This window comes from Duganella sp. GW821-FHT07F09, assembly GCF_059418705.1.
On sequence record NZ_JBWKQJ010000004.1, the window covers coordinates 511,484 to 523,752 of the forward strand.

Consider the following 12,269-nt stretch of genomic DNA (forward strand, 5'->3'; position numbering starts at 1 on the left):
TGAACACGATGGCTTACAAGACTCTGGAAGATACGATCGGCAATACACCGCTGGTGCAGCTGACCCGCCTGCCCGGCGCGGACGCGGTCGCCCGCAACAATATTATTCTCGGCAAGCTCGAAGGCAACAACCCGGCCGGTTCGGTCAAGGACCGCGCCGCCATGTCGATGCTCAAGCGCGCCGAGGAGCGCGGCGACATCAAGCCCGGCGACACCCTGATCGAAGCGACCAGCGGCAACACCGGCATCGCATTGGCGATGGCGGCGGCGTTGCGCGGCTACAAAATGTTGCTGTTGATGCCGGAGAACCTGAGCATCGAGCGGCGCCAGAGCATGGCCGCCTACGGCGCGCAGATCATGCTCACGCCCAAGACCGGCGGCATGGAATACGCGCGCGACATGGCCGAGCAATTGCAAAAGGACGGCAAGGGCATCATCCTCGACCAGTTCGGCAACCAGGACAACGCGCGCGCGCACTACGAGGGCACCGGCCCGGAAATCTGGCGCGACACCGACGGCCGCGTCACCCATTTCGTCAGCGCCATGGGCACCACCGGCACCATCATGGGCGTGTCGCGTTATCTGAAGGAGCAGAATCCGAACGTGCAGGTCATCGGCGCCGAGCCGGAAGAGGGCTCGTCGATCCCCGGCATCCGCAAATGGCCGGAAGCCTACCTGCCGAAAATCTACGACCGCACGCGCGTGGACAAGGTCGAGGCGGTGTCGCAGGCGTCGGCCGAACGCATGGCGCGCCGGTTGGCGGCGGAGGAAGGGATTTTCTGTGGTATTTCGGCGGCGGGCGCCTGTGAGATCGCGTTGCGTCTTTCGCAGACGGTCGAGAACGCAACGATCGTGTTCATCGTGTGCGACCGGGGCGACCGCTATCTGTCGACCGGTGTGTTTCCAGCGTAAATTCGCCGCCGTAAACTCGGCGCGCAAAAAGATGTATCCCTCGCCCCTGCAAGAGGGGGGAGGGACACAAGGGTAGAACGAAGCAGGTCAGTGCCGGGGTGAAACTTAACCCTGGCCCTGGCCTGGTTCGCCTTCCTTTGGTTTGAACTGCTTATCGCTGATGCGGAACTTGTTGCGGCGGTCGCCCATCAAGTAACGCAGGTCACGAATGCTCAGATCGCTCACTTCGTGCATGCGGATCAGCAGCGAAGCGCCCACCGGCAGGCGGTGGTGGCGAATTTTGCTGATCACTGGCGGTGCGACTTCCAACGCGCGCGACAGGGCCGCGTCGTTTTTCAAGCGCAGGTTTTCGATCAGGGTATCGAGCAGGCGGTTGGGATTGTATTGCAGCAGGTCATCGCCATCCGCATCGTTGTTCATATCTATGCCGACTTGGTTTGTCATGATTTCGTCTTTTCCTTCTGTAAGTTGTCCTGCAAAGTAAAACACTCGGAGCTCGCTTTGCTGCGTTAATGTTCATCCTTACCAAGGAACGAATTTACACACGGACCGATTCCGGGATAACAAGTTTCATAATATATACACAATTATACAACATCTCGCATTGTAATACTCGACAGCAATAGAAAAAAACTGCATAGACGAGTATTGTTGTCCCGATGCAACATTGTGTGAGAATTATACACCGACTCCTGTGCTACGCTATGGTGCACGCTATTATTTAGCAACTAAAGTTAATTATAAAACAATTTCGTTGTATGGATGCTTATGATTTGATGCTCTAGAAGCCAGTTTGGATGAATAATTTCCAAGTGTCAACTAAACAATACCGCGTGCAAGTGGGGCGAACAATATTCGTTACTGTTGCTTACATCCCTCTTTGCCATCCTTACACGTGGCCGGACAAAATTTCTACAGTCCGCCGCGCGCCAGCCGCACCGCGCGGCCCAGCTCGATCACCGACATCGCATAGAAATAGCTGCGGTTGTATTGGGTAATTGCAAAGAAATTACTGTTGGCCAACCAGTATTCGGTTGGGTCGGCGCCGTTTTGCAGATCGACCAGGCCATAGGTCTGCTGCTCCGGCACAGGTACAGTGGTGGTGACCCCCGCGGCTATCAAGTCCTGGGGTGGATATTTTGCCGTCAGGCCCTGGTGCAGCATTGGTTCCCACGCCTTGTTGGGCGACACCGTGGCCGCGTATACCAGCGGTCCGGCGTTTTCGCGTTGCCAGCCATGCGCCGCCAGGAAGGCGGCCACGCTGCCGATGGCGTCGGTGCTGGAGCCGAGCAGGTCGATGTGGCCGCTGCCGTCGAAGTCGACCGCGTACTTTATCAGGCTGCTCGGCATGAACTGCGGCATGCCCATGGCGCCGGCGAACGAGCCGCGCAGCGACAGCGGGTCGATGCCGTCGCGGCGCGCGAACACCAGCGTGGCCTCCAGCTCGCCACGGAAGAATTCCATGCGGGCGGCGCGCTGCGGCGCTTCCGGATAGGAGAAGGCGAGCGTGGTCAGCGCGTCGACGACGCGGAAGCGGCCGGTGACGCGGCCGTACACGGTCTCGACGCCGATGATGCCGACAATGATCTCGGCCGGGATGCCGTACAGCGCCTCGGCGCGGTTGAGCGCCTCGGCGTTGTCGTTCCAGAACTTGACGCCGCCGTCGACCCGCACCGGCTCGATCGTCAGCGCGCTGTAGGCCTTCCAGTTTTTCGGCTTGCCCGGCGGCGCCGGCTTGACCAGCTGTACCGTGGCGTCCACATAGCGGACCTGGGCCATCAGGGTGTCCAGCTCCTTGCGGTCGAAGCCGTTGCGGCTGGCGACGTCGTCGAGAAAGGCGCGCACTTCCTTCCATTCGCCGAAATTGACGTATTCGCCGACGTAGTCGATGGCGGGCACGGTTTTCTTTTTGACGGGCGGGGCTTTTTTCTTCTTGGCTTTTTGCTGCATGCTGGGCGGCAGTTTGTAGCCGTAGCGGTCGACTTGCGCGTGGCCGGCGCCGGCGGCGGTCAGCAGCGCGGCGGCCAGCAGGGGAGTAATCAGAGTCTTCATCGGCATAAAGGTAACAGTGTTTTCAGCGTCTTGAGCGACGCCGTTCGTTGTTCGGCCCCGGCGCCGCCGTATTTCAGCGCGCCGTACAGGGTTAAAAAGGTCTCCATCGCCGCGTGTTTGTCCGCGCTGGCGGGCATGTCCCGCAGACGGGCAGCATAGCTGAGCGGGCCTTCATCGGGGCGCCGCGCATAACCGTGACGCGCTTGCAGCCGGCAAAAGGCCTGGTACAGTGCGTCGAGCGGCGCTGCCGGCCGGCGCTGCCGCCGCCAATGCAGCAGCCAGGCCAGCGCGCAGACCAATGCCGCACCGAGTGCGCTGCGCCAGTTGCCGAACACGGAACCTAGTTCTGCAAGGAAACTTCGCTGCCTGTCTGGATTGTAATCCAGGACCCATTGATTCCAAGAATTATTCAACGCGGCATAGCGGAATCTGAGTTGCGCCAGCCACGAATCGGGATCGTTTTGCAGCTCGATGAACTGGCCGAAGCCGAAGGCGGACGGCGCCGGCAGCGCCCGCGCCAGATTGCGGGCGATACGCTCGGGCGCGACCGCGCCGGTGGGATCGACCCGGCGCCAGCCCAGGGACGGCAGCCAGATCTCGGCCCAGGCGTGGGCGTCGGACTGGCGCACCGTCAGGTAGCCGTCGAGCGGATTCATCTCGCCGCCCTGGTAGCCGGTGACCACGCGCGCCGGCACGCCCATGGCGCGCATCAACACCACATAGGCGCCGGAATAGTGCTCGCAGAAGCCGGCCTTGCTGGTGAACAGGAAGTCGTCGACCATGTCGCGCCCGGCCAGCGGCGGCTGCAAGGTGTAGCTGAAGGTGTCGCGGCGGAACATCGACAGCACTTGCCGCGACAGTTGGCCGGCGTCGGGCTGGCCGTTCGCCGTCGGCGGCACGGCTTGCTTGAGCCGTTGCGCCAGCGCCAGGGTGCGCGGGTTGAAACCGTCCGGCAGTTCCAGCCAGCGCATCAGGTTCTCCGGCTGCTCATTGGCTTGCAATTGAAAATCGACGTAGGCGCTGGCGGCGTAGCGCACGCGCCGGGCAACCGGTTCCATCGTGAACTGTTCCATCTCGTCCGACTCGCGCACGTTGAAGCCCGGTACGCCGAATCGCGGGCCGGTCAACTCCAGCAGCGCCAGCCAGCGCTTGCCGGTCGGTTCCATCGTCACCTCGTGACGGACGGCCTGGCCGCGCACGCTGATGGCGATGTCCGCTCTTTGCGCGCCGCGCCGGCGCGGCACGCGGGTCCAGGTGCGGCCGTCGTAGTCGCCCAGCACGATGCTGCGCCAGTACAACTGGTTCTGCGGTGGCGCCTGGTCGAGGAAGCGCACGCGGAAGGCGACCTCGTCCGACTGGGCCAGCGACGACAGCGTGCCCGGCGCCATGCTGTCGGAGATGCCGCTGCGGCCGCTGTGGGCGTCGCCCGGCATGCCCCACAGCGGCCCCTGGACGCGCGGAAAACCGATGAACATCAGCAGCGCCAGCGGCGCGGCCAGCAGGAACAGCTTGATCGAGGTGCGCAGGCGCCGCGCCAGCGGCGGCACGGTGCCGGTGTACTGGAACGATTGCTGCGCCGTCAGCAGCACGATCAAGGTGGCGGCCATGAACAGCGCCGCCGGCATCGTCTGCGAATAGAAAAAGCTGGTCAGCAGCACGAAGAAGCTGAGGAAGACCACGACAAACAGGTCGCGCTTGGCGCGCATCTCCAGCAGCTTGAACGCCAGCAGCAGGGTCAGCATGGCGACGCCGGCGTCGCGGCCCAGCAGCGTGCGGTAGGTGAGGTAGACGCCGGCCATCGCCGCCACCGCGACCGGCACCAGCAGCCACATCGGCGGCATGCGCTTGCCGCGCCAGGTGATGGCCGCGCGCCACAGCAGGGTGGCGCAGACGGCCGCGCTGACCCACGGCGGCAGGTGGGCGAAGTGCGGCGCCAGCACCATCAGCGCGGCGGTGAGCAGCAGCAGGGTGTCGGCCTTGTCGCGCGGCAGGGCCGCCAGGCGCCCCCCGAGTCCCACTTTGGGGCCGCGCCGCTGAGCATCGCTCATGCGCCGCCCTCCCGGCCGAACAATGCCAGCGCGCGCAGGCAGGCGGCGCGGTGGGCGTCGCCCAGCGCCGGACCGTAGGCGTGCTGCGCCAGACGGAAAGTGTAGGGCAGGGCGCGCTGCTCCGCCTCCAGCACCCATTGCGTCATGCGCGACAGTTTCAGTTCCAGGTCCAGCTGCAGCGGCAGGTCGGCGAAGTCCAGCGCCAGTTCGGCCACCGCGCCGCCCTCGAAATGCTTGGTCACCAGCTGCCCGCCCAGCGCCGGATCGTGGCGGGCGATCTGGCGCCACGCCAGGTGCCGCATCGGGTCGCCTTGCTGGTAGCTGCGGATGCCGGCGAAATTATCTAGCCCCACGGTGCCGTGGCCGTCCTCGCTGGCGGCGCCGCGCGACGGCAGCGGCTGCGCCGGCGTCTCCGGCGCCGGATACACCAGCACCCGCAGTTCCGGCTGCCAGTAGCTCCATGCCTTGAACAGGCCGAGCGGAAAACGTGTCGTCAGCTGGATGCGCGGCGCGGCCAGCCAGCCGCGCTCGCGCGTCGGCAGCGACAGCACCACCGCGCTGGCGCCGCCGGCCGCCACGTCGGTCGCCTGGCGTGGCTCGCCCTGCGTCTGGAAGCCGAGCCAGATGGCGTAGCGCTCGAGCCTGGTGGGGTTGGCCAAATGCAGCTCGAACTGCGCCTCCTCGCCGGCGAACACCGGCTGGGCGCGGCCCGGCGCCAGCTTCAGCAATGCAAGGTTGCGCGCTGTCAGGAACATGTCGGCCACCGCGCAGGCGCCGGTGAAGAAGGTCAGCGCGAAGCCCAGGCCGAGGTTGTAATTGAGGGCGCCGATCAGCATGATCAGCAGCAGCAGGGTGAAGGACAGGCCGGCGCGCGTGGGCACGATGAAGACGCGGCGCGACGTCAGGGTGACCTCGCCCGGCTCGCTGTCGCGCAGCTGGAACAGCCATTTGTCCCTGCCTTTGCGGTATAGCGCTTGCAGGCCGGAATTCACTACAGTGGCACCGATTTTTGCAACTGCAGCACCAGGTCGCGGCTGGCCAGCGCCACGCCGTGCGCCGCCTTGAGCGGGCGCAGGCGGTGCGCGCAGACCGGCACCAGCACCGCCTGCACGTCCTCGGGCAGCACGTGGTTGCGTCCCTCCAGCGCGGCCCAGGCGCGCGCCGCCTGCAGCAGCGCGATGGCCGCGCGCGGGCTCATGCCTTCGGCGAACATGCCGTTCTGGCGCGACGCGGCCGCCAGCGCCTGCACATAGTCGACCAACGACGGCGACACGTGGATCTGCTTGAGCGATAGCTGGGCGGCGGCCAGCTCGGGCGGCGTCATCGCCGCCGGCAGCGTCTTGAGCAGCACGCGGCGGTCCTCGCCCATCAGCAGCGCGCGTTCGGCGGCGGCGTCCGGATAGCCCAGCGACAGGCACATGAGGAAGCGGTCCAGCTGCGATTCCGGCAGCGGGAAGGTGCCGATCTGGTGGGTGGGATTCTGCGTGGCGATGACGAAGAACGGCAGCGGCAGCGGGCGGGTGACGCCGTCGGCGCTGACCTGGCGCTCCTCCATCGCCTCGAGCAGGCCCGATTGGGTCTTCGGCGTGGCGCGGTTGATCTCGTCGGCCAGCAGCACCTGGGTGAAGATCGGGCCGGGATGGAACACGAAGCCGTTCTTCTCGCGCTCGTAGATCGAAATGCCGTTGACGTCGGCCGGCAGCAGGTCGCTGGTGAACTGGATGCGGTTGAAGCGCAGCCCCAGCGAGATCGCCAGCGCGTGCGCCAGGGTGGTCTTGCCCACACCAGGAACGTCCTCGACCAGCAGGTGGCCGCCGGCCAGCAGGCAAGTGAGCGCTTGACGTATCTGCAAGTCCTTGCCGACAATGATGTCTCCGACCTGGCGTGCCACCGCGTGCAATTTTGTGTACATGATATGTATGGTAGATTAGCGCCTGGGATCAGCAGAATCAGGCGCGGCGTTTGAACGATTCTATGCGAGAAACCGCGCAGCGGATATAGCGTAGTGAGAGAGCATTCACCGCCCTGTAAAAACCATAGACATGACCACAGCCATTTACAGCCATCCCGATTGCCAGCGCCACGACATGGGCGAGTGGCACCCCGAATCCCCGGCGCGCCTGCAAGCCATCGCGGACCAGCTGATCGGATCGCACATCAGCGACCTGCTGGAGCACCGCGAGGCGCCGCTGGTGGCGCTGGCCGACCTCGAGCGCAACCACAGCCGCAACGCCATCGCCATCGTGCGCGACAACGTGCCGGCGCCGGGCGGCACCTATCCGATCGACGGCGACACCTCGCTCAACGCCTGGAGCTGGCTGGCCGCGCAGCGCGCCGCCGGCGCCGCCGTGGCCGCGACCGACGCCGTCATCGATGGCGAGATCGACAACGCCTTCTGCTCGGTGCGTCCGCCCGGCCACCACGCGCGGCCGATCGAACCGATGGGCTTCTGCCTGTTCAACAACGTCGCCGTCGCGGCCAAGCACGCGCTCGACGCGCGCGGCCTGGCGCGGGTGGCCATCGTCGACTTCGACGTCCACCACGGCAACGGCACCGAGGAAGCCTTCCTCAACGAGCCGCGCGCGTTGATGGTGAGCTTCTTCCAGCACCCGTTCTATCCGTACACCGAGCCCGAGCCGATCACCGCCAACCTGGTCAACGTGCCGGTGCCGCTGGCCACCAACGGCGACGCCGTGCGCAAGATTGTCACCGACCAGTGGCTGCCGGCGCTGCACGCGTTCAAGCCGGAGATGATCTTCATCTCGGCCGGTTTCGACGCCCACCGCGAGGACGACATCGGCGGCATGGGCCTGGTCGAGGCGGACTACGCGTGGATGACGGAACAGGTGATGGAGGTGGCGCGCCTGTACGGCAAGGGCCGCATCGTCAGCTGTTTGGAGGGCGGCTACAACCTGTCGGCGCTGGGCCGCAGCGTGGTGGCGCATTTGAAGGCGCTGGCCGAGATTTGAGGCCGCCGGCCGTGGCGGCCGGGTTCGCCCCGGCCCGCCGCAGCCTATTCAGCGCGCTTGAGGTGCTGGTCGAGGAAGGCTTCGACCTGCCGCCAGAAGGCGATATTGGTTTTCTCGTTGCGCCAGCCGTGGCCCTCGTTGTCGTAGATGACGGAGGTGACGTTGGGGTTGTGCGCCTTGATGGCGTCGCGGAAGCGGCTGGCGTGGACGATCGGCACGCGCAGGTCGCCGGCGCCGTGCGCCATCAGCAGCGGTTGCTTGAGTTCGGCCGCGCGCAGTAGCGGCGAATTTTTGCGAAACATGTCGGCGTCGGCGGCGCTGTCCGGGTCGCCGATCAGGGTGCGCATGCTGTAGCCGAGGTCCTCTTGCGACGCGTCCGACTCGCTCGCCGTGAACATCAGTTTGATATCGGTCACGCCCGCCCATGCCACGCCGGCGCGGAAGATTTGCGGGTCCTTGATCAGTCCCATCAACGTGGCGTAGCCGCCGTAGCTGGCGCCCATGATGCCGATGCGCTTGGGATCGGCCCAGCCCTGCTTGACGGCCCATTGCGCGGCGTCGGCCAGATCGTCCTGCATCGCGCCGCCCCATTGCTTCCAGCCGGCCTCGAAGTGCGCCAGGCCGAAGCCGGTGCTGCCGCGGAACTCCGGCTGGATCACCACATAGCCGCGCGAGGCCAGGAAGGCGGCCTCCTGGTCCCACTCCCACGCGGCGCCGCGCACGTGCGGGCCGCCGTGCACCAGCACCACCGCCGGCCGCGGCCCGGCCGCCTTGACGGCCGGCATGGTCACATAGGCGGGAATGGCGCGGCCGTCGCGCGCCGTGTAATGGTGGAAGCTGCGCGGCCCCATCTGCGCTGGCTTGAGATCGGGATGGATGCCGCCCAGGCCGATCACGGCGCCGGTGGCGCGGGTGTAGAGCACGTATTGCGGCGGCTCGCGGTCGGAGGCCGAACGGATCAGCAGCACGGGCGAGCCGAGGCAGTCCGCGCCGCACAGCACGGTGTTGATGGTGCCGGGCAGGGCGGCGTCGATCTTGGCCTGGTCGGCCTTCATGCGTCCGTTGAACCAGACCGTGGTGTCGGCGTCGGTTTCCAGGTGGATGCCGATCAGCCGTTTGGTCGGGTAGTCGATTTCGGCCGTGCCGCGGAAATCGAAGCCCTCGGCCTGCACGGTCGGCTCCTTGTCCATCGCCATGGTCTTCAGGTCATAGCGGAACAGCGCGGCGTAGCCTTTGTGTGACGCTTGCACGTAAAGCGTGTCGGCGCCGTCGAAGAACAGCGGCGTGAAGCGCCGGTTCTCGTAACAAACGCCGTTGTCGATCTGGGCCCAGTTCGTCGCGTCCGGTTGGCGGTAGGAGGCGATGCAACGGCCCTTGACCTGCGACAGCACCACGCGCGGCACGGCATTGGCGTCGGTGATCCATTGATCGCTGGCCTCGGGCTGCGTGCCCTCGAACGTGCTGCTCAGCTTGAGCGTGCGGGTGTTGAGCCGGTACAGGCGCGACGAGGCGGGGCCGATGTCGGTGTGGTTCCAGCGGTATTTTTTCACGAGGATGTCGTCCGAACCGTCGTTGGCGGCGCCGTGGAAGGCGTAGTCGGCGGTCAGCACGCGGCTGGTCAGCATCGAACCGGTCGGTGGCGCGTCGTTGTTATGCGACCAGTTGCCGTTGATCAGATGCCGGTGGTTGCCGCCGTCGCGGTCGATGGCGAACTCGTCCAGATTGGTCTCGAAGTTCAGGCGCATGTTTTTCAGCGTGAAGCCGATGCGGTTCTCGGTGATCCAATGGGTGGCGTGAAACACCGCCGTCTCCGGATCGACCCGGCTGACGACCTTGACCTGTTTGAGGTCGGCGGTGTCGCGGATCACCAGTGCCTGCGTGCCGTCGGGCAGCATGGTGACCATGGCCACATAACCGCCCTTGGGCGAGAGTGCGGCGTGGCTGACCTGGCTGGTCTGGAAGAAGCTGGCGACGGCCGGCATGTCGTTGGCGGCGGCAGGGGGATTCTCGGCGGCGCCGGCGCCGGGGTGTAGCGTGGCCGCGCACAGTGCGGCGGCCAACAGGTGGGGAGGTGAGCGTCGCATGCGATGGCCAGGGTGGTTAAGGATTTGATAATCCTATGTCGTATGGAACTATTTGTCCATGCGCCGGCGCAAGATCGCCTTGCTGCAACCGCCCTCTTTGTGGTCCCGGCCGGCACCGTTTGCTTACACTACTGGGCCTGCTTGACGTTTTTGTCGAGGAAGGTTTCCACCCGTCCCCAGAAATCGACCCGGGTCTTTTCGGTGCGCCAGCCATGACCCTCGTTATCGTAAATCAGCTGGGTCACCTTGTCGTTGTGGCTGCGGACGGCGCCGGCGAAGCGGTGGGCGTGATCGACGGGCACGCGGCGGTCGTCGCCGCCGTGCGCTATCAGCAACGGTTGCTTGAGTTCGGCCGCCCGCAGCAACGGCGAGTTCTTCTGGAACAGCCCGGCGTCGGTGTCCGGATCGCCGATCAGCGTGCGCATGCTGTAGCCGAGGTTCTCCTGCGAGGCGTCCGACTCGAACGAGGTGAACATCAATGTGAGGTCGGTCACGCCCGCCCATTCGACCCCGGCGCGGAAGATCTGAGGATCCTTGATCAGTCCCATCAACGTCGCGTAACCGCCGTAGGAGGAGCCCATGATGCCGATGCGCTTGGGATCGGCCCAGCCCTGCTTGACCGCCCAGCGGGCGGCGTCGGCCAGGTCGTCCTGCATGGCGCCGCCCCATTGCTTCCAGCCGGCCTCGAAGTGGGACGCGCCGAAGCCGGCGCCGCCGCGGAATTCCGGCTGGATGACGACGTAGCCGCGCGACGACAGGAACGCCGCCTCGCCGTCCCACTCCCATGAACTGCCGCGCACCCCGGGGCCGCCGTGCACCAGCACCACGGCCGCTTGCGGACCGGCCGCCTTGACCGCCGGCATTGTCACGTAGGCCGGGATGACGCGCCCGTCGCGGGCCGTGTAGCGGTGGAAGGCGCGGGCGCCGGACTGGGCCGCCTTGAGCGCCGGATGGATGCTGCCCAGCCCGACGAGTTGTCCGGTGGCGCGGGTGTAGAGCGCGTACTGCCTCGGCTGGCGGTCCGACGTCGAGCTGACCAGCAGCACCGGTGACTCCAGGCATTGGCGGGCGCATTCGATGGTATTGATGAAGCCGGGCAGGGCGGCGTCGATCTTGGCCTGATCGGCCTTGAGCGCCGCGTTGAGCCAGACGGTGCCGCCGGCGTCGGTGGTGAAATGGATGCCGACCAAGCGTTTGGACGCGTAGTCGATCACGGGCGAGCCGGAAAAATCGAAGCCCGGGGTTTCCATGATCGGCTCGGCGGCCAGCTTCCTGGTTTTCAGGTCGTAGCGGAACAGTGCCGCCAGGTCCTTGTGGACCGCCTGCACGAACAGCGTGTCGGCGCCGTCGAAGAACAAGGGCGTGAAGCGTTTCGATTTAAAGCACGGGCCGCTGTCGATCTGCTCCCAACTGGTATCGGCCGGCTGGCGGTACGAGGTGATGCAGCGGCCCTTGACTTCGGACATGACGATGCGGGGGACGGCGTTGCCGTCGGTCAGCCAGCTCTTGCTGGATTCGGGCTGCGGCCCCTCGAAGGCCGAGCTGAGCGAGGCGCTGCGCGTATTGAGCCGGTACAGGCGCGACGACGCCGGCGCGAGGTCGGCACTGTTCCAGGTGTATTTCTCGACCATGATGTCGTCGGAGCCGTCATAGGTGACGCTGTGGAAGGCGTAGTCGGCCGTCAGCATGCGCGGCGCGATCAAGGTGCCGATCGCCTTCTCGGGCTTGAATCCCCAGTTGCCGTTGATCAGATGTTTCCTGACGCCGCCGTCGCGGTCGACCGCGAACTCGTCGAGATTGGTGCGCGCGCCCATGTGCAGGTTCTTGACGGTGTAGCCGACCCGCTTGTCGTTGACCCAGTGGACGTCGTAGAACGCCGCCATCGTAGGGTCGAGCTGGCTGACGACCTTGGCTTCCTCGGGGGCGGCTGTGTCGCGGATGACCAGCGCCGGCGTGCCATCGGACAGGATGGTGGCTATCGCCACATAAGCGCCGTTGGGCGACAGGCTCACATGGCTGATCTGCGGTGTCTGGAAGAACGCGGCGACGGCGGGCAGGTCGTCGGCCGCGCCGGCGCCATGCGACAGTGCGGCCAGACACAAGGGGGCGGTAAGGCGGAGGAGAAGGTTGCGGCGCATGCGGAAGCCCGGTTGATGTTAAGAATTTGCCAATTATAGTTCCGAATTGCAAATTCGTCTATCCTGG

General features: G+C 65.6%; 9 protein-coding genes. 2 read left to right on the forward strand and 7 right to left on the reverse strand.

Going from position 1 to position 12,269, the window contains the following annotated elements; genetic code table 11:
- Positions 1-8 precede the first annotated feature (8 nt).
- On the forward strand, positions 9-911 hold the full coding sequence (gene cysM / locus AC07P1_RS13765) for a cysteine synthase CysM (protein ID WP_494696329.1): 903 nt from the start codon (positions 9-11) through the stop codon (positions 909-911).
- Between the two features lie 105 nt (positions 912-1,016).
- On the opposite strand, the gene AC07P1_RS13770 is transcribed toward cysM, so the two are convergent.
- From AC07P1_RS13770 to AC07P1_RS13790, 5 genes are all read right to left on the reverse strand, one after another.
- Positions 1,017-1,355, reverse strand: a complete 339-nt coding sequence (locus tag AC07P1_RS13770) for a hypothetical protein (protein WP_090315555.1) — start codon at positions 1,353-1,355, stop codon at positions 1,017-1,019.
- A 468-nt stretch (positions 1,356-1,823) separates the two neighbouring features.
- Entirely contained in the window at positions 1,824-2,969 is a 1,146-nt protein-coding gene (gene mltB / locus AC07P1_RS13775; protein ID WP_494696330.1) for a lytic murein transglycosylase B, read from the reverse strand.
- The gene (locus AC07P1_RS13780) at positions 2,960-5,011 is read right to left on the reverse strand and encodes a transglutaminase TgpA family protein (protein ID WP_494696331.1); all 2,052 of its coding nucleotides are present in this window, start codon (positions 5,009-5,011) and stop codon (positions 2,960-2,962) included. The genes mltB and AC07P1_RS13780 overlap by 10 nt, the downstream gene beginning before the upstream one ends.
- Entirely contained in the window at positions 5,008-6,003 is a 996-nt protein-coding gene (locus AC07P1_RS13785) for a DUF58 domain-containing protein (RefSeq protein ID WP_494696332.1), read from the reverse strand. Before AC07P1_RS13785 ends, AC07P1_RS13780 begins: the two co-directional genes overlap by 4 nt.
- A complete protein-coding gene (locus AC07P1_RS13790) occupies positions 6,003-6,923 on the reverse strand; it encodes an AAA family ATPase (RefSeq protein WP_315216991.1) in 921 nt (306 codons plus the stop codon). Before AC07P1_RS13790 ends, AC07P1_RS13785 begins: the two co-directional genes overlap by 1 nt.
- A gap of 130 nt (positions 6,924-7,053) precedes the next feature.
- Here AC07P1_RS13790 and AC07P1_RS13795 point away from each other — a divergent pair, with 130 nt between their 5' ends.
- Positions 7,054-7,980: a histone deacetylase family protein gene (locus tag AC07P1_RS13795; RefSeq protein WP_494696333.1), complete on the forward strand. Its 927-nt coding sequence runs from the start codon at positions 7,054-7,056 to the stop codon at positions 7,978-7,980.
- A gap of 44 nt (positions 7,981-8,024) precedes the next feature.
- Here the strand turns inward: AC07P1_RS13795 and AC07P1_RS13800 are convergent, their stop codons facing one another.
- The gene (locus tag AC07P1_RS13800; protein ID WP_494696334.1) at positions 8,025-10,064 is read right to left on the reverse strand and encodes an alpha/beta hydrolase family protein; all 2,040 of its coding nucleotides are present in this window, start codon (positions 10,062-10,064) and stop codon (positions 8,025-8,027) included.
- 128 nt (positions 10,065-10,192) lie between these two features.
- Positions 10,193-12,202, reverse strand: coding sequence for an alpha/beta hydrolase family protein (locus AC07P1_RS13805; RefSeq protein ID WP_494696335.1), 2,010 nt, complete (start codon positions 12,200-12,202; stop codon positions 10,193-10,195).
- Positions 12,203-12,269 lie beyond the last annotated feature (67 nt).

Bases quoted from the DNA above. Each gene is read 5' to 3' on its own strand.
- cysM (WP_494696329.1), top strand. From the start codon at position 9: ATGGCTTACAAGACTCTGGAAGATACGATCGGCAATACACCGCTGGTG.
- AC07P1_RS13770 (WP_090315555.1), bottom strand. From the start codon at position 1,355: ATGACAAACCAAGTCGGCATAGATATGAACAACGATGCGGATGGCGAT.
- mltB (WP_494696330.1), bottom strand. From the start codon at position 2,969: ATGCCGATGAAGACTCTGATTACTCCCCTGCTGGCCGCCGCGCTGCTG.
- AC07P1_RS13780 (WP_494696331.1), bottom strand. From the start codon at position 5,011: ATGAGCGATGCTCAGCGGCGCGGCCCCAAAGTGGGACTCGGGGGGCGC.
- AC07P1_RS13790 (WP_315216991.1), bottom strand. From the start codon at position 6,923: ATGTACACAAAATTGCACGCGGTGGCACGCCAGGTCGGAGACATCATT.
- AC07P1_RS13795 (WP_494696333.1), top strand. From the start codon at position 7,054: ATGACCACAGCCATTTACAGCCATCCCGATTGCCAGCGCCACGACATG.
- AC07P1_RS13800 (WP_494696334.1), bottom strand. From the start codon at position 10,064: ATGCGACGCTCACCTCCCCACCTGTTGGCCGCCGCACTGTGCGCGGCC.
- AC07P1_RS13805 (WP_494696335.1), bottom strand. From the start codon at position 12,202: ATGCGCCGCAACCTTCTCCTCCGCCTTACCGCCCCCTTGTGTCTGGCC.